General features: G+C 53.5%; 25 protein-coding genes. 15 read left to right on the top strand and 10 right to left on the bottom strand.

Annotated features, from left to right (window positions below):
- Nucleotides 1-228 precede the first annotated feature (228 nt).
- The gene (locus H627_RS17000; RefSeq protein WP_051225174.1) at nucleotides 229-1659 is read left to right on the top strand and encodes an aldehyde dehydrogenase family protein; all 1431 of its coding nucleotides are present in this window, start codon (nucleotides 229-231) and stop codon (nucleotides 1657-1659) included.
- A 65-nt stretch (nucleotides 1660-1724) separates the two neighbouring features.
- On the opposite strand, the gene H627_RS19100 is transcribed toward H627_RS17000, so the two are convergent.
- A complete protein-coding gene (locus tag H627_RS19100; RefSeq protein WP_027827965.1) occupies nucleotides 1725-2501 on the bottom strand; it encodes an acyltransferase domain-containing protein in 777 nt (258 codons plus the stop codon).
- 235 nt (nucleotides 2502-2736) lie between these two features.
- Nucleotides 2737-3303 carry a GNAT family N-acetyltransferase gene (locus H627_RS0104475; RefSeq protein WP_027827964.1) on the bottom strand — a complete coding sequence of 189 codons (567 nt, stop codon included), beginning with the start codon at nucleotides 3301-3303 and terminating at the stop codon, nucleotides 2737-2739.
- Nucleotides 3304-3501: 198 nt separating this feature from the next.
- On the opposite strand from H627_RS0104475, the gene H627_RS16990 reads away from it, so the two are divergent.
- The 9 genes from H627_RS16990 to H627_RS0104435 all read left to right on the top strand — a co-directional run bounded on the left by H627_RS16990 (nucleotide 3502) and on the right by H627_RS0104435 (nucleotide 12648).
- Nucleotides 3502-5277, top strand: a complete 1776-nt coding sequence (locus tag H627_RS16990) for an ABC transporter ATP-binding protein (protein WP_051225173.1) — start codon at nucleotides 3502-3504, stop codon at nucleotides 5275-5277.
- Nucleotides 5270-7057: an ABC transporter ATP-binding protein gene (locus H627_RS0104465; protein ID WP_027827963.1), complete on the top strand. Its 1788-nt coding sequence runs from the start codon at nucleotides 5270-5272 to the stop codon at nucleotides 7055-7057. The genes H627_RS16990 and H627_RS0104465 overlap by 8 nt, the downstream gene beginning before the upstream one ends.
- 205 nt (nucleotides 7058-7262) lie before the next feature.
- Entirely contained in the window at nucleotides 7263-7970 is a 708-nt protein-coding gene (locus H627_RS0104460; protein ID WP_146994323.1) for an MgtC/SapB family protein, read from the top strand.
- A 106-nt stretch (nucleotides 7971-8076) separates the two neighbouring features.
- Nucleotides 8077-8904 (top strand): AraC family transcriptional regulator, encoded by an 828-nt coding sequence (locus H627_RS0104455; protein WP_027827961.1) that lies wholly within the window; start codon nucleotides 8077-8079, stop codon nucleotides 8902-8904.
- A 214-nt stretch (nucleotides 8905-9118) separates the two neighbouring features.
- Nucleotides 9119-10063 (top strand): TMEM175 family protein, encoded by a 945-nt coding sequence (locus H627_RS16985; RefSeq protein WP_051225172.1) that lies wholly within the window; start codon nucleotides 9119-9121, stop codon nucleotides 10061-10063.
- Nucleotides 10064-10149: 86 nt separating this feature from the next.
- Nucleotides 10150-11064 (top strand): polysaccharide deacetylase family protein, encoded by a 915-nt coding sequence (locus H627_RS0104445; protein ID WP_051225171.1) that lies wholly within the window; start codon nucleotides 10150-10152, stop codon nucleotides 11062-11064.
- Nucleotides 11065-11127: 63 nt separating this feature from the next.
- Entirely contained in the window at nucleotides 11128-11265 is a 138-nt protein-coding gene (locus H627_RS20415) for a hypothetical protein (protein ID WP_162921621.1), read from the top strand.
- A gap of 154 nt (nucleotides 11266-11419) precedes the next feature.
- Nucleotides 11420-11770, top strand: coding sequence for a hypothetical protein (locus H627_RS0104440; RefSeq protein ID WP_027827959.1), 351 nt, complete (start codon nucleotides 11420-11422; stop codon nucleotides 11768-11770).
- 32 nt (nucleotides 11771-11802) lie between these two features.
- The gene (locus H627_RS0104435; protein WP_027827958.1) at nucleotides 11803-12648 is read left to right on the top strand and encodes an alpha/beta hydrolase; all 846 of its coding nucleotides are present in this window, start codon (nucleotides 11803-11805) and stop codon (nucleotides 12646-12648) included.
- 97 nt (nucleotides 12649-12745) lie between these two features.
- Here H627_RS0104435 and H627_RS0104430 read toward each other — a convergent pair whose 3' ends face one another.
- The gene (locus H627_RS0104430) at nucleotides 12746-13345 is read right to left on the bottom strand and encodes a sugar O-acetyltransferase (protein WP_035439954.1); all 600 of its coding nucleotides are present in this window, start codon (nucleotides 13343-13345) and stop codon (nucleotides 12746-12748) included.
- Between the two features lie 369 nt (nucleotides 13346-13714).
- On the opposite strand from H627_RS0104430, the gene H627_RS0104420 reads away from it, so the two are divergent.
- Nucleotides 13715-15382 carry an Hsp70 family protein gene (locus tag H627_RS0104420; protein ID WP_027827956.1) on the top strand — a complete coding sequence of 556 codons (1668 nt, stop codon included), beginning with the start codon at nucleotides 13715-13717 and terminating at the stop codon, nucleotides 15380-15382.
- 184 nt (nucleotides 15383-15566) lie between these two features.
- Here the strand turns inward: H627_RS0104420 and H627_RS0104415 are convergent, their stop codons facing one another.
- The 3 genes from H627_RS0104415 to spxB all read right to left on the bottom strand — a co-directional run bounded on the left by H627_RS0104415 (nucleotide 15567) and on the right by spxB (nucleotide 18479).
- Nucleotides 15567-15965 carry a pyridoxamine 5'-phosphate oxidase family protein gene (locus H627_RS0104415; RefSeq protein WP_027827955.1) on the bottom strand — a complete coding sequence of 133 codons (399 nt, stop codon included), beginning with the start codon at nucleotides 15963-15965 and terminating at the stop codon, nucleotides 15567-15569.
- 168 nt (nucleotides 15966-16133) lie between these two features.
- Nucleotides 16134-16634 carry a hypothetical protein gene (locus H627_RS0104410; protein ID WP_035439952.1) on the bottom strand — a complete coding sequence of 167 codons (501 nt, stop codon included), beginning with the start codon at nucleotides 16632-16634 and terminating at the stop codon, nucleotides 16134-16136.
- 105 nt (nucleotides 16635-16739) lie between these two features.
- On the bottom strand, nucleotides 16740-18479 hold the full coding sequence (gene spxB, locus H627_RS0104405) for a pyruvate oxidase (protein WP_027827953.1): 1740 nt from the start codon (nucleotides 18477-18479) through the stop codon (nucleotides 16740-16742).
- Between the two features lie 339 nt (nucleotides 18480-18818).
- Here spxB and cls point away from each other — a divergent pair, with 339 nt between their 5' ends.
- Both cls and H627_RS0104395 read left to right on the top strand, forming a co-directional pair.
- Nucleotides 18819-20285, top strand: a complete 1467-nt coding sequence (gene cls / locus H627_RS0104400) for a cardiolipin synthase (protein WP_027827952.1) — start codon at nucleotides 18819-18821, stop codon at nucleotides 20283-20285.
- Between the two features lie 26 nt (nucleotides 20286-20311).
- A complete protein-coding gene (locus tag H627_RS0104395; RefSeq protein WP_027827951.1) occupies nucleotides 20312-21085 on the top strand; it encodes an alpha/beta fold hydrolase in 774 nt (257 codons plus the stop codon).
- 146 nt (nucleotides 21086-21231) lie between these two features.
- Here H627_RS0104395 and H627_RS0104390 read toward each other — a convergent pair whose 3' ends face one another.
- The 3 genes from H627_RS0104390 to H627_RS16980 all read right to left on the bottom strand — a co-directional run bounded on the left by H627_RS0104390 (nucleotide 21232) and on the right by H627_RS16980 (nucleotide 23511).
- Entirely contained in the window at nucleotides 21232-21651 is a 420-nt protein-coding gene (locus H627_RS0104390) for a hypothetical protein (protein WP_027827950.1), read from the bottom strand.
- A gap of 512 nt (nucleotides 21652-22163) precedes the next feature.
- On the bottom strand, nucleotides 22164-22871 hold the full coding sequence (locus H627_RS0104385) for a zinc metallopeptidase (protein ID WP_027827949.1): 708 nt from the start codon (nucleotides 22869-22871) through the stop codon (nucleotides 22164-22166).
- Nucleotides 22872-22956: 85 nt separating this feature from the next.
- Entirely contained in the window at nucleotides 22957-23511 is a 555-nt protein-coding gene (locus H627_RS16980) for a GNAT family N-acetyltransferase (protein WP_051225170.1), read from the bottom strand.
- Between the two features lie 141 nt (nucleotides 23512-23652).
- On the opposite strand from H627_RS16980, the gene H627_RS0104375 reads away from it, so the two are divergent.
- Nucleotides 23653-24378 (top strand): ribonuclease H family protein, encoded by a 726-nt coding sequence (locus tag H627_RS0104375; RefSeq protein WP_027827948.1) that lies wholly within the window; start codon nucleotides 23653-23655, stop codon nucleotides 24376-24378.
- Here H627_RS0104375 and H627_RS0104370 read toward each other — a convergent pair.
- The gene (locus tag H627_RS0104370; protein WP_152319355.1) at nucleotides 24353-25033 is read right to left on the bottom strand and encodes a hypothetical protein; all 681 of its coding nucleotides are present in this window, start codon (nucleotides 25031-25033) and stop codon (nucleotides 24353-24355) included. The genes H627_RS0104375 and H627_RS0104370 overlap by 26 nt on opposite strands.
- 104 nt (nucleotides 25034-25137) lie before the next feature.
- On the opposite strand from H627_RS0104370, the gene H627_RS20870 reads away from it, so the two are divergent.
- Nucleotides 25138-25364, top strand: a 227-nt coding sequence (locus tag H627_RS20870) for a helix-turn-helix domain-containing protein (RefSeq protein WP_155827896.1), incomplete at its 3' end; no start/stop codon positions are given.

Genomic DNA, 25364 nt, shown 5'->3' with positions numbered 1-25364 from the left:
GTGCTGTTCCATTCAAAAAAATATCTGTATCACTCTGTTTTTCTGTAACCGAATCCATTTATACTTTGTGAAATTTTCAAAATCGCGCACGAATAGGCCTTTCGCGGACTTTGTGCAGTGTTTTGAATACAGCCAATATACCCTGTTCCGACACGTTTTCAGGCTATTTACAAGCGAGTAAAAGGGCGTTATGGTAATTGTGAAATAAGTCATCAGGAGATGTTCATTATGCCAGTAACCACATTGAAAAAGGTTTATGATGCCAATGAATCTGTTGCCACCGAAGTCAACGACTTAGTCGCCGGGGCGCAACGGGCATTCAAGAAATATCAAGAATTTGATCAACAGCAAGTGGACGCTATTTGTCAGGCCGTCGTCAACGCCGCCATCGTCCACTCCCGGGTACTGGCCTTTCTCGCTTGGAAAGAAACCGGCCGGGGCAACGCTGAGGACAAGGCCATCAAGAACATTTATGCCAGCCAATATATTTGGAACAACATTAAAGACGACAAGACTGTGGGCAAAATTGAAGAGGATCCGGCCCATGGGATTACCAAGTATGCTGAACCGCTGGGCGTTGTGGCCGGGGTCACGCCGGTAACGAATCCGACGTCTACGGTAATTTTCAAGATTCTGATGGCGCTGAAGACCCGCAACGCGATCATCTTCGGTCTGCACCCGCAGGCTCAGCAATGCGGTGCCGCGACGATTCGGGTACTGAGCAAAGCGGCGACGGATGCCGGAGCACCGGCCAACCTGATTCAATACATTCACCATCCCAGTATTGAAGCCACGGATGCCTTAATGAACAATCCGCAAGTCGCCATCGTGTTGGCTACCGGCGGTCCAGGCATGGTCAAGGCGGCGTATTCCACTGGTAAACCCGCCTTAGGCGTTGGCCCTGGCAACGCGCCGGCGTATATTGAGCAGAGTGCCGATATCAAGAGTGCCGTCAGCGATATTATGCTGAGCAAGACCTTCGACAACGGGATGATTTGTGCTTCTGAGAACAGTATCATCGTTGATGCCGCCATCGAAGACCGGGTCAAGGCGGAGTTCACGAAGCAGGGGGCCTACTTTGTCCCCGAAGCGGATGTACAAAAACTCAGCGATGCCGTCATTGATCCGCAGCGCCATACTGTCCGCGGACCAGTTGCCGGCCAAACTGCCGAGAAGATCGCCCGCCTGGCCGGAATCACTGTCCCCAGGGGGACCAAAGTATTGATCGCACCGGTCGCCGGGATTGGCAAGAATTATCCGTTATCCGGTGAAAAGCTGTCCCCGGTATTGTCCATGTATCGGGCCAGCACTCGGGCAGCGGCCTTCAATCTGTGCTTGGCGCTGCTGAATTATGGCGGCTTGGGCCACACGGCTGCGCTGCACACAACGGATAAAGAAGTGATTGCTGAATTTGGTCAATTGATGCCGGCTTGCCGGATCCTGGTCAACCAGCCCGCATCTTTGGGCGGTATCGGCGGTCTGTTCAACGCCTTGACCCCGTCGTTGACCTTGGGTACCGGGACTTACGGGAAGAACTCGATTTCCCATAACTTGACCGATACCGATCTATTGAATATTAAGACAGTCGCTACGCCGACACGCCACCCCAACGATTTGATCAGTGAATTGCGCGGTGTCATTCGGAAGCAGCAGCTTTAATCCACTATATGAAAAAATCTCGGAGCGTCTGCGCTGAAGCGTGGCGTTCCGGGATTTTTTGCTGTCTAGCGGTGATACTGGAAAACGCCCAGAGCAGTCCCAATTTTCCTGCTGCTGAGCAGATGCTGTTTGGCGGCGCGTTGCAGTGAGGTGGTTTCGGGATACTTGGCTGGGTCAGCCAACGGGGCACCAAAGATGCGTTCTTCGGCCTGACGATCGTTCGGGAAATAGGCCACGATGGTGAACCGGCGCTGAAATTCCAAAATATGACTGTGCGCCGGCAGCAACTGTTGCAAATCGGGCGACAGCAGCCACGAGTGGCAGCAGAACCAGTCACGCTGAAAATAGGTGTTGGCCTGATCAAACGATGCCGTACACTCTGCCGGCAGCAGCGGTCCGTCCGCTGGGATATGCACATTCAGCCAGATATCAGAGAAAGCCAGCAGATGATGGTCAGCCGGGGCAGTCAACGGCTCAAACTGCAACCGGCCGAGGCGAACCAGTCGGTGCTGCAAAGTGCGCATCAACCAAGGGACTTCCGTGATCCCCCATGTGCCGGTTTTGGCGTAATGGTCCTGGGCCCAGAGGTTCAGGTCGCGGTAGGAATCGTAATAGACTTGCGGACTGAGACCATGGGCCGGGTAGTAGGCGCTGTCCTCGGCCGCCAGATCAGTCAGCACGGCCAAAGCTAATTCTGGATTGGCCAGCAATCGGTCTTGAAATTTGCTTGGGTTGGCCGATAGTGCTTTTTGCCACCAGGGAAGCGAAAGTCGGGTACGCACAATTATTGATTGCGCTGCGGCCGGCAGTGCAATCTTTGCCATAAAGTCCTGTAAACTCATTCCAATCGCCTCCATCTTTTAATAGCTTAAGTCAACACAACCCCCCTGACCAGTGGGAGAACCGGCCAGGGGGGCTGCTCAAGATAAAATGATGAGGGAGGAAACCAGCCGGCAGCATTCTTGGGGAGGAATTTGTGCACCTGCTGATGGTTTGTATCCTACGCGGTGCCCTTGAAGAAAGTATGATGGCTTTGTTTGGTAAAAGTGAAATCCGAACCGGCTTTGTTGCGTTTTTCTAAACTCGGCGCACCCAGTAATCACCATACGCCGTACCATCGTGGTGCCCAATCAACTGTTCAGCGGTGGCTGTGAAGCCCGCGTCTTGCAGTGCTGCGATCCGTTCTGTGGCGGCGGGTACGGCCTTGGTGGCGACCTGAGAGCAATCAAATAAAGAAAAGGCGGGGGCGACGATCAATGCTAAAATCTCAGCAATTGCCTCGGTTTGCTCGTAATCACTGCGCAGATCCAGCCGCAGCACTCCGCAGTCCGTGAAATAATCCGCTGCCTCCCGGTGGAACAGCTCGATCGTGCCAATCACGGTTTGCGTTTTGTTAGCGATGATCGACCAGCGAACAAAGCCCTCCTCGGCATATTCCGCCAACCAATAGGCAACGGCTGCCTGCATTCTTTCCAAAGTGGTGTAGTGGAAATCATCGCCGCCGCAATTGTCGCTGCTGAATAGCGGCACTGCTCGCGGGTCGGAATAAACAGCTAACAAATCTTGGGCGTCGGCGGGGGTGACCAGCCGCAAAGAATAATGAGTACCCACAAATTGGGGACATGCGTGATAAACAGTGGTCATAAAACACACGCTCCTTCGCTGAGATAAATACCGAATACTTGTTTGCATTATCCCATGATAACGGTTACGTGGAAAGCAAAATCGACCTGGACAAATTAGTCCATGGTTACGGTCAAAACATTCCATTCTCTTCTTGGCCCAATCCCCCATAATAGCTTCTTGACAGTAACAACCGAAGAAATTGGGAGGAAAATTATCATGAATCCATATCAATGGATTTGGCACTATGCGAGACGCTACAAGGGGCGAATGGTCATGGCGGCGGTGCTGATCATCGGTAACGCGCTGGGCATTATTGTGGTGCCCTTGCTCGGCGGGAAAATTATCGACGTGGTCATCAATCAAGGGCATACCGAGCAGCTGCCGTGGATGCTTGGCGTCATGATCGGCACCACACTGCTGCGGACGATCATGCGCTATCTGTACCAGATCCTGTTTGAACGGGTGGGCCAGAACACGCTGTACGACGTGCGCAAAGACCTGTTCAACAAATTGCAGACCCTGGACTTCAACTTTTTCAACACGGTCCGTACCGGGGATATCATGGCCCGGATGACCGGGGACATGGATGCCATCCGGCACTTCGTTTCCTGGGTATCCTATAACGTGATCGAATGTGTGCTCTGGTTCTTCACGGCGGTGGTCGTGATGAGCACCATTTCCTGGCAGCTGATGCTGGCGCTGGTGGCAGTCACGCCGCTGATCGGAATTTTGACGATCATGATGAGCCAATCGGCCCACCCCGTCTTCTTCCAGATTCGCCAGAGCTTTGCCCGGCTGAATTCGATGGTGGAAGAAAACATTTCTGGGAACCGGGTGGTCAAGGCATTTACCCGGGAACCCTATGAAATTCAGAAGTTCGATAAACTGAATAACGAATACAAACAGAGAAACATGGACTCCGCTGCCGTGTCCCGGCGCTACTTGCCATTTCTGGACTTTCTGGCCTCGGTGCTGACGGTTATTTCGCTGTTGCTGGGCGGTTACTTCGTGATCTCTGGGAAGATGACCCTGGGCGATCTGGTGGCCTTCAACGGTTTCATCTGGATGCTGAATCAGCCGATGCGGATGAGCGGCTGGCTGATCAACGATATTCAGCGTTTCTCGGCAGCGACGATCAAGATTCGCCAGATGCTGGGTGCCAAGTCTCGGATTCCGGTGGAAGATTCGCCGGATTATGAACACATTAAGGGGACGGTGGAATTCAAAGACGTGAACTTTGAATATGCCGATGACCCCAGCCAGCCGGTACTTCACGACATCAACTTCAAAGTGACGCCGGGGCAAACCATGGGGATCTTGGGTGAAACCGGTTCCGGCAAGTCCACCCTGATGAACCTGATTACCCGCTTTTACGACCCGACCAGCGGGGCCGTCTTGATCGACGGCAAGCTGGCCAAAGACTATCCCGTCCGCCAGCTGCGGGATCAGGTGACCATTGTCATGCAGGATCAGTTCCTGTTTTCCGACACCATTGCCGAGAACATCAATTATGGTAACCGGGAGGCCAATCCGCGCTTTATTCGGGATATGGCCAGCGTCGCTGATGCCGAGAACTTTATTGAAGAAATGCCGGAAGGGTACGACACAGTTGTTGGCGAACGGGGCGTTGGTCTGTCCGGCGGCCAGAAGCAGCGGATTTCCTTAACCCGGGCTTTGGTCAAGGACCCGTCGATCCTGATTCTGGACGACACGACGTCGGCCCTGGACATGGAAACCGAAGCCAAGATTCAAAAGGAATTGCGCCGGATCACCAAGGATAAAACGACGTTTATTATTGCGACCCGCATTTCGTCCATTCGGCAAGCCGATCAGATCATCGTGCTGCAGCATGGCCGAATCATCGAGCGGGGCACCCATGAAGAATTATTGGCCAAGCACGGCTATTACTACGACACATATCAAAAACAACTCGGTGCGCTGGGCGTGACCCCGGATGCACCGCAAGCAGAGGAGGCGGTCACCAATGGCTAAACGGAATACTTACGATCAAGACGAAGAGCTGGAACAGGAATTTAACTGGGCCTATTACAAACGGCTGGGCAAGTATTTGAAGCCGTACCTGCGTCGACTGCTGGTGGTGCTGGGCAGCATTCTCCTGGCCAACGTGGCTATCATCATGGGACCGTATCTGACCAAAGTGGCCATTGACCAGGCTATCCCCAATAAGGACATGGGTCAGTTATGGCTGATTGCCGGGATCTTTCTGGTGACCTTGATCGTCGCGTTCTTCTGTATGCGGTACCGGATCTGGGCAATCACTGAGATCGGTCAGGACATGCTGAAGGATATGCGGTCGGATATTTTTGACCACTTGCAGACCTTGCCGTTTTCTTACTTCGATTCCCGGCCCCACGGCAAGATTCTGATTCGGGTCGTGAACTACATCAACACCCTGTCGGATCTGCTGAGCAACGGGCTGATCAACTTGATTTCAGACTTGATCAGTCTGATCGTGACTTTGATCTTCATGTTCGTCATTGACTGGAAACTGACCCTGTACAGTATGGCTTTGCTGCCAATCCTGTTCATCTGGGCCTGGGTCATCAAGAACAAACAGCGGGTGGCGTATCAAATTCTGAGCAACAAGCAGTCCAACCTGAACGCTTATATCCATGAAAGTATTGCCGGGATCAAGGTCACGCAAGGGTTTGCTCAGGAGAAAAATGCGGAGCAGCGCTTTGCCGACGTTTCCGAAGAATATCGCTCGACCTGGATGCACGCGGTGAAGATTCAGTTCGCCTTGTGGCCAGGGGTACAAAACATTGCGATCATGACGACCGCCCTGATTTACTTCGTCGGCGTCAACCGTATCGGCGTGGCCGTCACCACCGGGACGCTGATTGCCTTCATCGGCTACATCAACAACTTCTGGAACCCGGTGATCAACATCGGGAACTTCTACAACTCCCTAATCACGGCCACCGCATACTTGGAGCGGATCTTTGAGACGCTGGATGAAAAGCCGGAGATTCAGGACGCCCCGGATGCCTTCGCGCTGCCGCCGATTCGCGGCGACGTGCAGTTCAACGATGTCTCTTTCAAGTACGACCAGGACGGCCCGATGATCCTGCACCACATCAATTTCCATGCGACCCCGGGGCAATCCGTTGCGCTGGTCGGCCCTACCGGTGCCGGGAAGTCCACGGTGATCAACCTGCTGTCCCGCTTCTATAACGTAACAGATGGGGAGATCCTGATCGACGGGGTCGACATCAGCAAGGTCACCCTGAAGTCCCTGCGTCAGCAAATGGGCGTCATGCTTCAGGATACTTTCATCTTCTCCGGGACGATCCTGGATAACATTCGCTACGGGAAGCTGGATGCCACGGAGGAAGAAGTCATCGCCGCGGCTAAGGTCGTGCGGGCGGACGATTTCATCCGCCACCTGAAGAACGGCTACAACACAGAATTGCAGGAACGGGGCTCCACCCTGTCAGCCGGGCAGCGCCAGCTGATTGCCTTCGCCCGGACCCTGCTGGCCGATCCCCGGATTTTGATTTTGGATGAAGCCACCGCGGCGATCGATACCCAGACAGAAATCCTCTTGCAGCAAGGGTTGAACGCTCTGCTCAAGGGCCGGACGAGTTTCATCATCGCCCATCGGCTGTCCACGATTCAAAATGCCGACCAGATCTTCGTCATTGACCATGGCGAGATCGTCGAGCGGGGGAACCATGACAGCCTGATGGCGGATCATGGGGCGTACTTCGATTTGTATGATGCACAGTACCAGATGTTGAAGGCTTTGTAATCGGAGTTCAAAGAGACCGCGGGTCAGTTGCAGTGAGCAACCGGCACCGGTCTCTTTTTGATGTACCAGACATAAGATGGGCGAAATGTTAAAATGAATTATAGAGCGTTTTCATTTTTAACAGATTGGTCTGACATCTTGTACGATTACCGGTCGCAGTGCTCCTAGTTGTTTGGCGCTGCTGGCCAGAGGGGAGCGCGCTGCGGTGTTGAACTTGTCGTTGAAGGAAGTTGTTATCCGATTGACCCTGTCAATCATCATTGCCGGTTGTGTAGGTTTTGAGCGGGAGCACAAGAACCGGCCGGCGGGGATTCGAACTCACATTTTGGTCTGTATTGGGGCCACCATTATTGCCTTAACCCAACAGTCGATCGCCGAAGAGGCGTTTTCTTTGGTCCGCGCGTATCCCAAGCTGGCCACGGTGATCAAGTATGATCAGTCCCGGCTCATCGCCCAAGTGGTCAGCGGCATCGGCTTTCTCGGGGCGGGGACGATCATCGTGACGAAGCAGCGGGTCATGGGGCTGACGACGGCCGCTTCGCTATGGGCGGTGGCTGCGGTCGGTATTGCCATCGGGATGGGCTATTATCAGGTGGTTTTTGTCGGCTTTGCGGCAATTATGTTTTCGCTGTCGTTGGTGCAAAAACTGGTCAAGGTGCGCAAGATCAACAACTTGGAAATTCAGTACGTGCACCGGCAGGAGACTAAAGAGTTCATTAATAACTATTTTGAGAAAAAGAATATCGAGATCGAAGATGTCACGTTCGAGGTGCAGATCATCGAGAATGAGCGGATCTATCGCAATACGTTTACCATTGATCTGCCCCGGCTGCTGACGTATGCCGATGTGATCGACGATCTGTCCATGTACCCTAATATCCGAGAAGTGCGTCTGGTCGCGGTGAATGACTAATCAGCAGCTTATTTTGGCGGGTTCATCGTTTTAGCGATGAGGCCGCTTTTATATTCTGTAAGCGGTATAATAGAGCAATCAAGAGCACCGGAGGGAGTTGGTCAGTATGCTGGATATGTCCGGCACGGTACCGGAAGTGCTCTACGTGTTTCCTTACCAGAATACCAAGGTCGGCGATAGCCGTTACCATCAGCATGACTTCCCTGAGATTTCGATCATGGTCGACGGGTGCGCAGATTACTTGATTGGGGACCAGCACCATCATATTACGAAGGGACAAGTACTGGTTTTTAATCCGCATACCTGGCATCAAGACAGTCAACCAATGGGGACCTTCAGCTACCAAGTGCACATCGGCTTTCGCAACTTTGTTCTGCCAGGGATCGGCAGCGATAAACTGCCCTTTGCCAATTCCGTGATCGATTTGGGTAATCAGTGGCATGATTTTTTTGCCGTGGTCCATCAATTGATCGACGAAAATCATCGCCAGGCACTGGGCAAGCAGCTGCTGGAACGGGCGATGGTCACTGAGCTGCTGGTGTATTTGCTGCGGGCACTGCCGGAGAACTGTGTCGCCGATGACCAGATCCTGGGCGGCGAGCAGCCGTCGGATTCGCCGGCAGAGGCGCAAGCCCTGGTGACCCAGGCCACCTATTATTTGAATGCCCACTATGATGAGGATGTCTCATTAGCCCGCTTGGCGGCCAGTCTGCACGTCAGTAATGCCCACTTGTCGCGGCTGTTTAAGACGGTGACGGGCGAGACGCCGAGTAATTACTTAACCCGGATTCGGCTGCAGCGGGCGGAGGAGTTATTACAGAATGATCAGTTGACGATCAAGGAAGTAGCCAACCGGGTGGGGTACTTGGACCCGTTGTACTTCTCGAAACTGTTTAAGAAGCACTTTGGCCGCACACCGTCGGCCCAGCGTTAAACCGGCACCCAAACGTTCAATAATTCAACGGACAACGTTGGTATAATACAAATGAGTTAACCAAATCAGATCGTGGGAGTGATTCATGGTCATGCGGGTGGATTTCATTTCCGGTGTGATTCGTAAGCAATTGGAATAAATTTGGGCCTAAAGTCCGGTGCGCATTTCTGGTCGAGCGGGTGTAAGATGTTCCCATTAAGGGGGACGTTACACAATGAAAAAGTTGAAATCCCGGCTGGATGCCTATAGTGATGCGGTCATTGCCATCATCATGACAATCATGGTCTTGGACCTGACGCCGGTACTGAAGGACAGTTGGCCGGCCTACTTGAGTCTGGCCAAAGAAGTGGGAATTTACGGGATTAGTTTCGCGCTGGTGGCCAATATGTGGTACCAGCACGCCACAGCCTTTGAGGAAATCGAGGACATGACCTACCGGATCATGGTCTACGATTTCCCTTTTCTCGCCGTCTTATCCCTGACGCCCTTGGCCACCAATATGATGGCTTCGAACACGACGCGTACTACGGTGATGGCCTATGGCATTTTGAACCTCCTGCTGTCCTTTACGTTCCGGCTGCTGGCCAAGGCCATTGTCCATTTTCAATATACGGATAAGTCGCAAATGCGCCAGGTTTATGGAAAAATATACGGCGCCCAGAACCCGCTGTTCATGATTTGGACCGCCGTCTTGCTGGTGATCGCCTGGTTCTGGCCGTTTATCGCTGTCTGGTTCTACCTGTCCTATCCGGTGCGGGACTTGCTGTTCACCGGCAGCACCCGTCAACAGATGCACGACGCGGAGCAACTGACGCCGGATCAGCGGTCGGAGTATTTGCATTTAACGCCAGAGCAGATGCGCAAGTTCCAGCGCCAGGTCCAGCGCTCCCGGCAGCAGCAAGTGCGGCAAGGGAAGAAAGCCGCACCCCAGGACTGGACCAATATTTTACAGCAGTGGCTGGATACGAAAGTCACTCCGGCACCGGATACGGCGGTCAACGGCGATGCCCGGGATGTCGGGCGGCAATTGACCCAGGACCAGTGGCGGGCGTTCGCCATGGCCCAGCGCCAGAACGATCCCCGGGCCAAAGAAGTCAAACAGCGGTTGCAGGCGTTCACTAAGCAGCAGCATGATCAGAATAAAAAAGACGATCAGTGACCCAAGCGTTCCGGCATGGCAAACCCGAGGCGATGGATTACAATGGGGGCGAAAAAAAGATTACACAGTAATGGGGGAAGATTAGCATGAAGAAAACGGGACGCGTGGTCGTAGCGAGTCTCATCGCGCTGCTGATGGTACTGGGGGGGATTGTCGGCGGCGTCGCATATTATCGGCATGCCGCGCAGCCCGTCGTCCATGAGCGGGTGGCCCGAGTCCGGACGAAAGCTAATAGCAGTACCAGTCGGCAGGCCAGCAGTCAACCAAAGCCACGGAAAAACGTCGTTCAGGCGGCCGTGACCAGTGACCGGATACCATTGAGCAAATGGCAGAAACAAAGCACCCCGGTGCAGCTGCCGATTCTGATGTACCACGACATCGGCCAGGGCAACACCCTGATGATGCCGGCGGACCAACTGAAAAATCAGCTCACTTGGCTGAAACAGGCAGGGTACTATGAGCTAACCCCCGCCGAGGCCTATACGGTGCTTTCTGAAAATAAAGTGCCCCAGACCAAGATCGTCTGGATCACCTTCGATGATGGTTATCGCAGCATGTACACCACCGGTTTGCCGATGTTCAAAGCAACCAACAGCCGGGTGACGATCAACGAAATCAGCGGTTCTGTCGGCAGCAATTGGAACCTGACCGCCGAGATGATCAAAACGATGCAGCAGAACAACGTCGACTTCGCCTCGCACACCGTCAGCCACCTGGAGCTGAACAAACTGGCCAACGCCCGCCAGCAAACAGAATTAACGAATTCCCGCCAAGCGCTGGCCCAGATCACGGGTACGGCGCCCAACACGATTGCCTACCCGGTGGGCCGCTATAACGCCGCCACTTTGCAATATGCCAAGGCCGCCGGCTACCAGATCGGTTTGACCACGACGCCAGGATTGGCGGCTGCCAGTCAGGGCATGTACGCCCTCCATCGGGTGCGGGTCAATCCAGGCCAGACTCAGGCCGGTTTTCTGAATTTAGTCCAGCACGGCTATTGACGCGAGGTCCCAATTACGGTATCGTAAATCAGTATATGTGCAGAAAGAAAGGGGGACGTCATCGTGTCACAAAATACTCATACAGGTGTTTCCAACAACCGTCGGCCGGTATCCCAAGCTAACTCCAAGGAACGGGTTGCTCACACGACCAAAGTACTTGAATTCTTGGCTCAACGGGCTAAGGCAGACGAGAGCAAGTAATTGCTCGACCTTAAACCAGTTATGAAGCACCGGCCACGGTGGGCAACCCCCATAAGCTAGGTGCTTTTTCTTTGCCCTTTTTTCTGATAGAATGGCGGGCGTGTATTAGTACCTACGTTCAACAACCTACTAGAAATCGGAGTGACATTTCCTGATGCGTATTCGTAATATCCTCGCGGTGCTCGCCGCAGTTGCCGTTCTCGGCGGCCATATGTCCTGGCAGAGCTTGGACCGGCTGCACCTGACCTGGCTGGATTGGAATGCCACTGTGGGCGATGCGTTGGGTAACGGAAAGACCCCGACTACGGTGGCTGGGGTCTTGAAGTATCACGCCGCGTCGCTGAATGCTTTCCCCCACTGCCGCGCTTTGCTGATATCATCAACAAGGCTGCGATGCGTGCCGCGATCTTTGACGATGCTGGTCACAAAGGGGGAGAGCATTTTTTTAGATAATGGATCAGATATGTGTGTTGCGCTTCTTTTGAAAACAGTACAATATGGGTGAATCCGATTTCTTAAGAAAGCAGGTCTTTGTATATGGAACTGATTCAACAGACTCTGACCACGCCGCTGACCCAATCGGCCACCTTGACCGGCTATATTCAGACGCCGAGTGCAGAAATGCCGGGGAAGGACCACCGGCCGGCAATCTTGGTGATTCCTGGCGGCGGCTACACGATGGTCTCCGACCGGGAGGCCGAGCCGGTGGCGCTGGCCTACGCCAGTCATGGTTTCCAGGCCTTCGTCCTGCGGTATTCTGTCTTGCCGGTGGCCTGGCCGGCCCAATTGCTGGAAGCCGCGGAAGCGATGCACCAGATTCGGGCGCATGCCGATGCCTGGTATTTGAATCCGAATCAAGTGGCGACGCTCGGCTTTTCTGCCGGTGGGCATCTGGCGGCCGGCTTGGCAACGCTGGCAGACCAGCCGTTTATGGTCAAACAGGGCTACCAGGCCGCGGATATTCGGGCGAATGCGCTGCTGCTGGGTTACGCCGTTGTTTCGTTGAGCGCGACGGCGGCGGTTCACGATGGCCCAGATCCGATGCAGCAGGCGGTGCATGCCCAGGATGGGCCTTTGCTTAAAGAAGCCACGGAATTACAGCAGCAAGTCACGGCGAATACGCCGCCGACGTTCCTCTGGGCGACTGCCACGGATGCAGTGGTGCCGGTGCAGAACAGTCTGCAATTTGCCAGTGCTTTGGATCAAGCCAACGTGCCATTTGCGCTGCACATCTTTCCTCAGGGACACCATGGGTTGTCGTTGGCTAATGCAGTGACGAACGGCCGCCTCGGCAATGACTTGGAGCCGACCGTGACGCCGTGGCTGAAGCTGAGTCTGCAATGGCTGCAAGTGACCTTTCCGGACGCAGCCATTACGGCTTAGTAGTTGTTGGTAGGTCAACATAACGTTCGAGTCATAGTGAGAATCAAAAATAACCAGGATCAGAAAGCAGCGCGCGATTTCTGACCCTGGTTATTTTTCACCCCATGTCCACGCCATTGAATCCTGTCTTATCCGTCGCAGTAATTTCGTGCAGAATCTGACATGGATTACCCGCGGCGACCACGTTCGCCGGCAGATCATGGGTGACCACGCTGCCTGCCCCAACAACGGTATTAGCGCCAATGGTCACGCCGGGCAGCACGGTGACGTTAGCCGCCAGCCAGACCCGGTCACCGATCGTAATCGGTTGCGCGGTGCAGCCGCCTGCCTCTCGTTCTGTCGGATCAAGCAAATGGTTGCTGGTGTAAAGGCCGACCTTGGGGCCAAACAGCACGCGATCGCCAATCGTAATCGGTGCGCCATCCAGCAGCACACAATCATAGTTAGCATAGAAGTGGTCGCCGACGTGGATGTTGCGGCCAAACTCCACCCGGAAGTTTGGTTCGATCATCGGGTCAGTCCCGGCACTGCCGACCAGCTCCCGGAATCGGGCAAGGCGTGTATGGATATCTGCTGCCTGATTGAGCGCGGTGGTCAGACGCGTGGCCTCAGCACGGATCGCAATCAGTTGCGGGTCTAAATCGTTATAGGGTTTGCCAGTCGCCATCCGGGCAAATTTTTCTTCAAGTGCAGTCATGGTAGTACCTCCCGAAAAACATATGATAGCCCTATCATACCTTATATGTCAGTATCTTGGAGGCCGAATTTCGTAAGCGTTCATTTTATGCTGATATAGAAGATTAGACAAATCTGATGCGATGAAGGAGTGGGCATAACAGAATGACGACTTTCGATTTGCAGCAAGATGCCGCTGGATACTCAACAGAGTTCTATGCCGCTAATGATTCCGCCCAGATGAACTAGGTCCAGAATGACCGGTCCACTTTTTGTATGTTGGGTAACACATTCAGCAAAAGTAAAGATTTTCTTCAAAAATCAAATCAAAAATCGTATCCGGCTCCCGTAAACTGGATTCAAAGGGTTAAAGGTTTAGGAGGGTACCGCAATGACAGTAATTGGTATTGATTTTGGGACAGCCAACGCAATGGTCGGTTATTTTGACGGCCATGCTGCTCGGATCATTCCTAATGCATGGGGTGCCGAATTGACACCAACTGTGGTCAATGTTGCCCCCCAAGGCGAGGTGACCGTGGGGGCGGTCGCCAAAGCCCGCGGCGCTTTAGCCCCGCAGGCCACAGCGGCTGGGTTTAAGCCGTTTTTGGGTACGCGTAAGCGTTATGTGCTGCGCGGCCAGCAGTACACACCGATCGAACTGACCGCTTTAGTCCTTAAGAGTTTGCGGGCTGATGCAATCCGCTATCTTGAGGAACCGGTTAGTGAGGCCGTATTGAGTGTACCGGCTTATTTTGATAATCGGCAGCGAGGGGCGCTCATTGAAGCGGCTAAGTTGGCCGGGCTCACCGTCGTTCGGCTAATTGGTGAAGCCACTGCGGCGGCATTGGCCGTTCAAGCCGAGCCGACTGAAGTCCAGCGAATCTTGGTCATGGACATGGGGGCCGATCAGTTCACTGTCAGCTTGCTGCAACGGGTGGAAGGGACTACCCAAATCATGCAGCAGGCGGTGGCCAATCACTTAGGCGGGAATGACTTCACCCACGCACTGGTGGCGGACTTTGCCGCTGGCGCGCATCTCACCGGGATCGATACAGCTGCTTACCAGCAGTTGTTCGATCAGGTGGCGGAGCTGAAAAAGACCGCGCCGACTGCAGCTAATACGCTGACCGTTGGGGATCGGGACTACGCGTATGGTGTGACTGCAGCCCACTTGAAAGACGTATTTGCGCCATTGCTAGGGGCAATGCGCGTACCGTTGGCGCAAGTTCTGCACAGTGCAGGACTGCGCCTCACGGATATCGATCAAGTGGTGTTGGCTGGGGCTGCCGCCCAGCTGCCGGCGGTGCGCCAAGAAGCGGTGAAAATGTGCCGCTGCTTGCCGCTGATGAGTGCCATGCCCGGGGATCGGGTGGCCATCGGGCTGGCGACGGTTGCTGGCCAGCCTCAGGTTTACCGGACTCTGCGGGAAATGATTCTCGCGCCGATCAGCGCCCATTCTTTTGGCACGCAAGCGACCCAGGAAACCGCGAACGGGGAAGTCACGGATTTCTTTGTGCCGCTCGTAGATCGGGGCGACGCCTTGCCCGGTCAGGCCGTCTGTTCGTTTACCATTGACTCTGGGGAGAAAATCACGAGTGTGCCGGTGTTCTTAGGGGAACAGCAGCATACTCGGGATAATGTATATTTAGGGGAATTAGCGATTCCCAGTGCCGCGGCAGCGCGGCAGATCACAGTGCAGTTTGCCTTCGATATCAACTTGAATCTGGCTGTAGCAATACGCAACGACACCACCGAGCAAATTGCAACGGCAGTCTTTGTTCTGGATCGGGATGATTTGAATGATCTGGACCGGGCGCGGATACGGTCGCGCGTCGCCGCATTTCAGGTACCGACCAAGGAGGAAGCGGAGAACCAACTGATTCTGACCCAATTGGAACGGCTGAGTCATGAGACGACTGGGTCTGTGCGGGAACGGTTCGTGGCTGAACGGCTGCACTTCCTGCAACTGCTGGCGAAGCAGAACCTGGAAGCAATCAACCGAGCCCGGGATGAATTCGCGGACTTTATTCGGGATATGCAGAGCGAGTACATTCTGTAGTCCGATTTAAGAAACCTTAATTGCGGAACACTGTTTTTCTGGAAGGAAAAATCAGTATTCCGCTTTTTGGCGCGAAAAAGTTGATTCAAATGATACTGATACGCAAACGGCGATGCTGTCTCTGGTTAGGGAGATGGCATCGCCGGTTATGTATTATTGGCCTTTTTGTGGGAAAACCCAGCCCTTAGGCTAGCTGCGTTCCCGCTTCCAGCGTGTTGTCTAGTTTGAAGATCCGCTCCACATCGATGACCACCACGCCAGCGCGCGGAAAGCGGTCGAAAATTTTGGTTTTCCCCAACACCTGGTTGGCGTAGTCGTCATTTTCATGGATGTGCGCTGTGCCTTCGAAGCGAAACCCCTTCTGAGCCGCACGATCAGCTACGGCGACGGCGGCCTGCTGATTGTGCCGCAAATTGGTGTAAGCATGGCGGAAAGTATGTTCGAAATAGATGAGGTGGGAAGCATCTAGAACGTGCAAGGACCCCTTTGGTCCAACTTGCGGTTTTCCGTCTGCACTGGTAGTTGCTAAAAAGGGCAATTGATTTTTCAGCATTTCTTTCATTTCAGTGGTGAGTGTAGCCATACTGCCATCTCCTCATAGTGGATTAATTTCTTACTTTTAGTAAGTATACCATTGGCGGGTGGGGTATGTCTAGCTGAAGTATTATCTTTTTAGACACTCGATTAAAAGAAAAAGCATCGGCCCGCGTCACCAAGAGAAGTAACGCGGGCCGATGCTGTATTTAAAAAACTATTGTTCAATATTCTGAATTTCAATCGGGGTCGACCCGGGGACCAACTTGCGCAATTCTTCCTGAATCGTCGGCAATGCTTGGGAGAATGTGAGTTGAATCCGGCGCTGCGTGGTGGTGATGAAGATGGCCACCACGCGGTCCTTGCCGTTGGGCAGAGTGACTGGCACCAGCGTGATCCCGGCCAAACGGTCGTAACGAATCACACTGGAAATAAAGCCGTTGTTCACCAGCCGCTTGTCGCCGATCCCGCCGACGCCAGCTTGAATACAATTCAGCAGGAAACCGGCGAGAAACAAAACGAGCAGCCAGCGGACCCAATTGTTGGCAATGCCAGTGCCGGTCCAGCCCCAGCCAACGACCATTAAGCCAAGCAGAAATGGCCAGTAATTATAGTGCGCCCGTAATACAATTTGCGCTTGCCAGAAGATGGAGACGATACAGCCTGTCAGCAATACCGCGTCCATGATGATCATGAAGATTAGCCACCAGTCGCTCATCGTACACATCCCTTGCTTTCTTTATCCCTTCAAGTATATCATGCCTGCCAAATCAGCCCACCGACTAAAGTCTTATCCTATCAATAAAAAAGCAGCGCTGACTAATTAGGCGTTTTCTTTACTCAAGAAGTCTGTCAATGGAATCAAACCTTCCGTCTCGTAATTCTTGGTGAAGGCGGCAACGGCATCCTTGTCTTGGGTCTTCGGGTCGATCTGCAATTGTTCAACCGGCAGCGGCCGATCGTTGGCAATGTGCACGTCGATGACCACCGGGCCGTCCGCTGTCTTGGCTTGGGCGAAGGCTTCCTTCAATTCAGGCAGGGTGTGGACTGTGAAGCCCGTGGCACCCATGGCCTTAGCGGCCAAACCGAAGTCGGCGTCCTGCAGGGCCACTCCAGAGTGGGGCTGCTTGCTGTCATCTTGTTCCGCTTCAATGAAGCCCAGACTCTGGTTGGACAAGATCACGTTGATAATCGGCAGTTTGTATTTCACTTGGGTAATAATATCTTGCATCACCATCGTGAAGCCGCCATCACCGGAGATTGACCAAACTTGACGATCCGGGTACTTGGTTTGAGCGCCGATCGCGGCCGGCACCCCATAACCCATGGTGGCGTACCAAGCAGACGTGCTGAAGCGCTGCTGATCATGCAACTTCAAAAAGCGGAAGCCGTCGATTGTGACGTTACCCACATCGACTTGGAAGATGGCATCGTTGGTGGCCATGGCATTGATTTCCTTGAAGATCGGTTCAACCCGCAACGGCGTGCGATCATCATCTTCGAAACTGGATACCCAGGTGTCCCAGTTCTGGCGGTTAGCCAATGCTGCGCGGTACCAGCCGCTTTCCGGCTTTTCGTCAACCTTTTCAAGCAAGGCTTGCACGGTCTTCTTGGCATCCGCCAAGATGGCCAAGTCAACCTTGTGGCGGCGCGTGAACTTCGTACCGTCAATGTCCACTTGGATAAAGGTGGCATCCGGTTTTTCAAAGTAACCTTGGAACGGCATATCGGACCCCAGCGTGATAATGGTGTCGGCTTGTTGCAAAATCTCTATCCCGGGCTTGGTAGCGACTCGGCCCGCCGCACCCATGTAAGCCGGTGTGTCATCGGGCACGATACCCTTGGCAATCGCTGTGGACATGATCGGCGCGTGGAGTTTATCAGACAAGGCAATAACGTCCTTGCCAGCACCCTTGGTCCCTTTCCCGATGTAAATCAACGGCCGTTTGGCGGCATTCAACAGCTTCGCCGCTTCCGCAATCTTATCAGGATCCGGTTCCGGCAGAATTGCCTTTTGATAAGTAAAGGCCGAGCTGACATAGTTATCTTCAATCGGTGTCCAGCCCAGATCCTTCGGAATGGTCACCACAGCGACACCGTTATGGCGAATTGCTTGCCGAATGGCTTCATCAACGACGGCCGGCAGTTGTTGCGCTGTCATGGCCGTCCGGTTGTATACAGAAACGTCCGCAAACATCGGGTTCTCGTTCATTTCCTGGAAGTAGCTGGTGTTCATCATGCTGGTTGGCACCTGACCAACCAAGGCCAAAACCGGCACGTGGTCATACTGCGCATCGTACAACCCATTCAGCAAGTGCACCGCACCAGGACCGGCAGAGCCGAAGGTAGCAGCGATCTTCCCCGTGATTTTCGCTTGTCCGGCAGCCGCCAAAGCCCCAACTTCTTCATGGCGAACCTGAATGTAATGCATTCGATCCTTCAAATTATACAGGGCGTTCATGGTGGAGTCGAAGGAACCACCAGGCAGTCCGTAAATGGTATCGATCCCCCAATCGAGCAATACCTTGATCATTGCATCTGACGCGTTGATTTTATCAGCCATCGCAAAAAAGCCTCCTTGAGAAATTATCACTAATAAAAAATAAGTAAAATGCTTACATCACTATCTTATAGCATGGGGGCAAGGAAGGCAACTGAAATGTTTGTTCGGGTAAGAGAGGGCGCAGGCGACCGGGTAGAAGCGTAGTGATAAGGCAGGCCAGGCACAAACCTCGGGTTTGGGTTTTTGCCTGGCCTGCCTTATCACCTAGCTTCTGGTCGCCAGAGCCCGTTTAGAGGGAGAGCCCATCCCTGATACCCCTTACAAAATCGTTATTTGGCAAGCACTCGCGCCAACGTTTATACTAAAGTTATCTAGGTTTTACTGGGAGGTATGACCGCCGTGAGTATCGCGCTCACCATTTTCGTCATCATAATGATCTTCAACACGGTGGGAGCCATTGTCACGGTTTTCCACCGGCCCCGGAATATTGCCAGTACGCTGGCCTGGCTCATGGTGCTGATCCTCTTGCCCGTGGTCGGCTTTTTACTGTACGCCTTTCTCGGCCGCGGCTTAGCCCAAGAAAAAATATTCGACATCAGCCATGGGGAACACATTGGGTTGCAGCACTTGAAGCAGATGATCCTCACCGACGACAAAGCCGATCCGGATAATGAACGCTCTGACCATACGACCACCCACACGGCCCGCCAGCTGATCCGTTATTTCGTGAACGCCCAGGACGCGCCGCTGACCAAGCGGAACTTCGTCCAGGTGTACACGGATGGGCAAGCCCAGATCCAGGCGATTTTTCAGGATATCCGCGCCGCCAAAGAAACCGTCCACGTGGAGTATTATGCTTTCTTCAACGACAACATTGGCAATCAATTTCTTGATTTATTGACGGAGAAAGCCAAAGAGGGCTTGGAAGTCCGGCTGATCTATGATCCTTGGGGATCGCCGCACACCAGCCGCCGCTGGTTCCGGGACTATGAGGCCGCCGGCGGCCAGGTGGTGCCGTTTATTACCGCGCAAAACGTGGTCGCCAAGACTCGGCTGAACTATCACTTGCACCGCAAGATCGTGGTGATCGATGGCCGCATCGGCTACACCGGCGGTTTCAACGTCGGCGACCAATACGTGGAACCGACGAAGAAGTTCGGTTATTGGCGGGATACCCAGATCCGCCTGGAGGGTACCGCGGTCCTGTCCTTGCAGGAACGCTTTGCCATGGACTGGAACGCCTCGGTGGGCCGTAATGGCGAGCTGATCACCTTCCAGCCGAAATACTTCCGCCATCCTGATCCCAAACTGGACGGCCATGCCAATATCCAGCTAGTCTCCGATGGACCGGACAGCACTGCTCAGATCCTGAAGGGCGGTATGATGCGGATGATTATGCTGGCGGAAAAATCGGTTTGGATTCAGACCCCGTACTTGATCCCCGATGACAGTATGATCGATACTCTGATGGTGGCGGCCGCTTCTGGCGTGGACGTCCGCATCATGATTCCCAACAAGCCGGACCATCCGTTTATCTACCGGGCCACGCAGTATTACGCGAATCTATTGACCTTAACGGGGGTCAAGATTTATATTTACGACAAAGGCTTTATCCACGCCAAGACTGCCGTCATGGACAACAAGGTGGTCACTGTCGGTTCCATGAATCAGGATATCCGCAGTTACGCGCTGAACTTTGAAGCCAATTGCTTCATCTACGATTCCCGCGTGTCCCAGCAGTTTACGGACATCTTTAACGCCGATATCAAAGACAGTACGTTATTGACCCGCCAAGCGATCGCCAAGCAATCACGCTGGCTGCGCTTCAAGCAGTACTTCTCCCGGCTTCTCTCCCCAATTCTTTAGCAGTTCAGAAAGGACGCTTCCAATATATGCAGATCCAAGTGGCAGAAAATACCCCTGTTGCCGTCACGGTTACCGGTACGGGTCAACCCATCGTTTTCTTGAACGGCTTCGGCGGATTCAAGGAGATCTGGGCGGCGCAAATTCCAGCCGTTACCGCTTGGGGTTATCAGGCCATCACCTGGGACTACCGCGGTCAGGGTGCCTCCGGCGGCGACACCGCCACCAGTCTGCGAGAACTGGCCGGGGACCTGCACACGGTGCTGAATGCGTTGGCTGTGCATGACCCGATTCTGGTCGGTCATTCCATGGGCGCTAGCGTCATCTGGGCGTTTCTGAAAGATTATCCGGCGTTTCCGGTCAAGGCGGTGGTCACGGTGGACCAAAGCCCGAAGATGGTGAACACTCAGGACTGGTGGTACGGTTTTCGGGGACTCGACCGGGCCAGTGTCCATCAGTTCTTCCAACTGATGAGCCGGCACCATGAGACGCTTCAGGGTCTGGATCCGGCAGTCGCCCAACCGTTGCAAGCGGCCGAGCAGGCCCACCCGTTCTTCCGCATCGCCGCGGAGGAACTGCTCAGCGATCACCTGTGCGCCGATTGGCGGCCGGTGGTGGAAAAAATCAGTTGTCCGACGCTAATGATCAGTGCTTTGCAGAGCCCGTATTTCCCTGACGGCTATGCCGACTGGGCGGTCAAGTGGAATCCGCAGATCCAGACCCAATCGATTGATGGGTGCGGGCACGATATCATGGCGGAGGTCCCAGCTGCGTTTAACGATATTTTGCGGGACTTTTTATAATTACTGGCGGTAAACTGAAGTACTCGCATGGGTTCATCTTGCTGGCAGGAACGGTTTTTATCCAATGGCAAAGCTTACAAACCAAAACAAAATCTGGAGAAGCCATCGCGGCATACTCCAGATTTTTTTGCTCTTTGATAAGGGTTTCAGGATTTAGTTTCTCGCGATGCAACTACTCGGGCCAAAAAGAATAAGGTGATGCCGATGATTATCGGAAATAATTGAGTGAGGTATAGAACGGCATACGCAGTTTGACCATGGAGTACAGGACTGGCATAGCCCATAATAATCAGCCAAAAAAGAATCATATCAGCTAGAATACTTATCGCCAACGCGGTAATTGATAATTGCTTTGGCAAGAGTTGAGTAAAGATACTGAGGATTGCGACTACGCCAAACCCAATAAGACCCAGTAACAAGTAGATCCCAAGCATACGTCCTACTGACAAAGGCCCGTTGGCGTCCGGGCCCCGTACCCACGATTGGAGTACGGCGAGAAAGATTAGCCAAATTGGTGGGGCGGCAATCAATAAAACAGCAACTAACCAATTTGCTGCCTTTTTCATTGCAATCGCTCCTCTCCTGAAGATGTGTGTGGAGCGGCATGTGTCTACGGTAGAGGTGAGTAATGAGTTGTTCATCTTCCGTGCGCACTTTTAGTTTGGTACCACTTATTTAAGGTAAGTATATCACATTATTGAAAGGGCTTTCATTAACTGTGCTACACTAATTCAGACCAGAAACTGAGTTCTATCAATGTGTTGATCGCTGTAGCGGTCAAAGCTTGCTAGATAATTCTACAAAAACTGGTATGCACAGTAGAATGGACACAAGGGTACACATAATTGGAAATTAGTGATTACACCGGTGGTCTGAGCAAGAACGCACCATAGAACGCTGAATTCTGAAGCAACTAATGAATTTTTTTACTCCCTGTTTTTTGGCAATTCTAGCTTTTCCAAATTATCAGCTGAAGAAAACGGAAATTGGGTTAATTAGATCAATTTTTTGATAGGCCGATTTGGAGGCGGAAAAAAGACCGTTTTCGTCAAACGGTCCAAACAGTGCAAGTTTAAGTTTAGTTATTATCTCGATTGCCGCCGAAGAGAATGATTAACCGGAGCAATTGCAGGAACGTCGTCAGCGCAGCGGCCACATAGGTCAGAGCGGCTGCGGTTAAGACTTTCTTCACCATCACGACTTCATCGCCGGAGAGCAGCGGTGAGCTGGAGAGGATGTTGACGGCGCGGCGGGAGGCGTTGAATTCCACTGGCAGGGTGACCAGTTGGAAGAGCAGGGCCAGGGAGAAGGCCGCGATGCCGATGTTGATTAACAATTGACTATGGGCAAGCAGCACGCCCACTAAGATGATTGGCAGGGCGAGTGACGAGCCCAGATTAGCAATGGGGACAATACCGGCGCGCAGGGCCATGGGCCAATAGCGGACCTTGTCCTGCACCGCGTGGCCGCATTCGTGGGCTGCCACGCCAATGGCGGCGACAGACGTGGAGTCTGCCGTAGACTGGGATAGATTCAGCGTTTTATCTCGGCCATTGTAGTTATCGGTCAAATTACCAGCAATCCGGTTGATCTGGACATCGTGAATACCGGCTGATCGCAGAATATAGGCGGCCGCATCGGTACCACTGGCGCCGGATCGGCTGGTGACCTGGTCGTATTTACGAAATGTGCTGTTGACATACCACGACGCCGCTCCGGAGAGCACCAAACCGATAATAACTAAATAGAAGGTGGGATCCCACCACCACATCATGGGAAAGTACATGGCTAATAGCTCCTTTTCGAATTCCTAGACTCTCTGCCGTTAGAATAACAAAAAGACCGGCGGGTGTCGTCGGTCTTAATACCGATTATTCAGTGCCCGGCGGCGTAATGGAGACGGCTCGACTGATCTGATAGAGATCAAAGTCGTCCGGTGCACCGTCGCCGGTGTATGACGCCGGCTTGTAGCCCAGCGCCGTTAAGGTCGGCTGCACCGTGGTATCGCCGGCGGGGACCCAAATCGTCAGGGAGCTGAGACCGAGTTCAGCAAAGGCAAAGGCCGACATATGGCCGATGATTTCCCGCACGCTCGCCGCCGTCAGTTCTTTAGGCACCAATTCCAGGTGCAGGCCGGCTTGGCCGCTGTCTTCATCAATGGGGTCGAGGGAAAAAATACCGACGAATTGTTTGGCGCTCCGGTCGGTAATGCCCCAGGTGAGCTGCCGGTTGCGCATGACGGCCACCATGGTGTGGCTGATGTAATCGACGGTTTGGTTGATGTCGGCGTCTGCCGGCCGATTCGTTTGGGCGGCAACCGCCGGATCATGCCGCAGGGCAAACACGTCTTTCACCGTGGAGACGGTCAGCCAATCGAAGGTAAACCGGGGAGTCATAATTGGATGGTACTTTTCAAATTGTTCCACAACGCCACACTGCTTTCTCTTGAAGTTTCACTCTCTTTAGTATAACAAAGGGCACCAGCCGCCGCACAGAATCGGGCTTGTGGGCAGCCGAGCAGGCCGGTAAGATGGAAGGTATCGAAAAAAGACGGAGGCAGCAAAGACATGGCAAAGAAATATTATGCAGTGGCGCGGGGTAAAAAGACGGGGGTCTTTACCGATTGGCCGACGACCCAAAAATTGGTGGCCGGGTTCCCCGGTGCCCGCTATAAGAGTTTTCCGACCCGCACGGAAGCGGCAGCGTGGGTGGCGGCTGGGGGACCCAAGACGTCCAGTAAGCCGAAAGCCGCCGCGGCGGTCAATGCGCCAAGTCAACCGCAAAAAAAATACACCGTCGCGTTATGGAGCGACGGCGGTTCGCGGAATACCGGCAACGTTGCCGGCGGTCACGTGAAACAATCGGACGTGGCGGCCTGGGCCTATTTGCTGGTGACCCAGGATAAGAAGAAATACAGCGGCTCGGCAGGCGAATTTGGCGCCACCAACAATCGGATGGAAATCATGGGCCTGCTCAATGCGCTGCGCCGTTTGGAACAATTGGGCTTGAACCAAGAGCCGATTTTAGCCACGCTGGATTCCCAATATGTGTTGAATGCGATCAATAAAGGCTGGTTGCGCGGTTGGCAGCGTCGCGGCTGGCAGCGGGCGAATAACCAGCCGCTGGTGAATGCGGAATTATGGCGGGAACTGGCGGCAATCTTGCCGCATTTCTCACAGTTGGATCTGCAGTGGACCAAGGGCCATGCGACGAATTCAGGGAATGTGTTTGTGGATACGCTGTTGAATCAGACGATGGATGCGCTGCTCAAGGCTCGGGCAGATCAGTCCTGAGATAGCCGGAAACCAGAGTATCCAGATACCAGTACAAGACGACGAAATCCGAACCAGTGCCGAAGTCCTGCATCTGGATCAGGGGCAGGTCATTCTTGATGCCCATCAGATCCGCCATCTCCATGCTGGTGGTGAGGATGATATCGTAGCTCTGAGTGGAATCGTAGTTGGTGACGACCACGTTGAAGTTGGCAGTCATCTGTTCGTTCAGGGCCTTGCGCAGGTAATAATTAACGGGCAGGTCGTGGCTGGTCAAGAGGCCGATGCGGTACTGGCGGCGGGTATGGCGCAGCAGCAGCAGGGTCATGGTCAAGCGCTCGGTCAGGACCGCTTCTGCTCCGGGTGCGCTGAATGCCGTGGAGAGCCGCTGCAGGCGGGAGATCACCACGTGGATGAACTTCATCTGACCGGATTCCGGCTTCCAGTACACGCCCTGCATGGCGGTGTACACCAGCTGGTGAGCGTTGGTGATCGTCCCCGGCATCAGCGCCAAGGTGGTCAGTTCAGTGAAGAAGATCAGCTGCAGTTCCTGGTGCATGGTGGAAATATCGAATTTGCTGGCTAAAAAGTCCATCACCGCGTGGGTATAACTGCGCATCCGTGTACTGAACTGGGTCATGCCCAAATACAGGTTCTTGTACAATTCACTCTTCATCGGAAAAATGCGGGCGTAGAAAGAAAAGACAAAAAAGGCGATGCCCTCAAATGAAGTGCCCCATAATTGTTAGACAGATACTCTAACGATTGTGGGGCATTTTTATGACCAAATATTCTAGTGAATTAAAGTTACAAGTTGTGCAGGAGTATCTTTCAGGGCGTGTATCATATAGTGCACTTTGCACGAAATACAGTATCCCGGCAACGAGAGTAATCCGGGAATGGGTTGAACAGGCTCGAGCCCATGGACTAGAATCTCTTAAGCGGAAACATACGAAGACTGTTTACTCTCTGGAACAGAAGTTGGCTGTGGTAGACTATTACCAAAC

Origin of the sequence: Schleiferilactobacillus harbinensis DSM 16991 (assembly GCF_000425885.1) — a bacterium.
In the GTDB taxonomy this organism is placed as follows: domain Bacteria; phylum Bacillota; class Bacilli; order Lactobacillales; family Lactobacillaceae; genus Schleiferilactobacillus; species Schleiferilactobacillus harbinensis.
The sequence above is the reverse complement of the archived record's forward strand: the minus strand, read 5'-3'. Positions and strand labels throughout refer to the sequence as shown.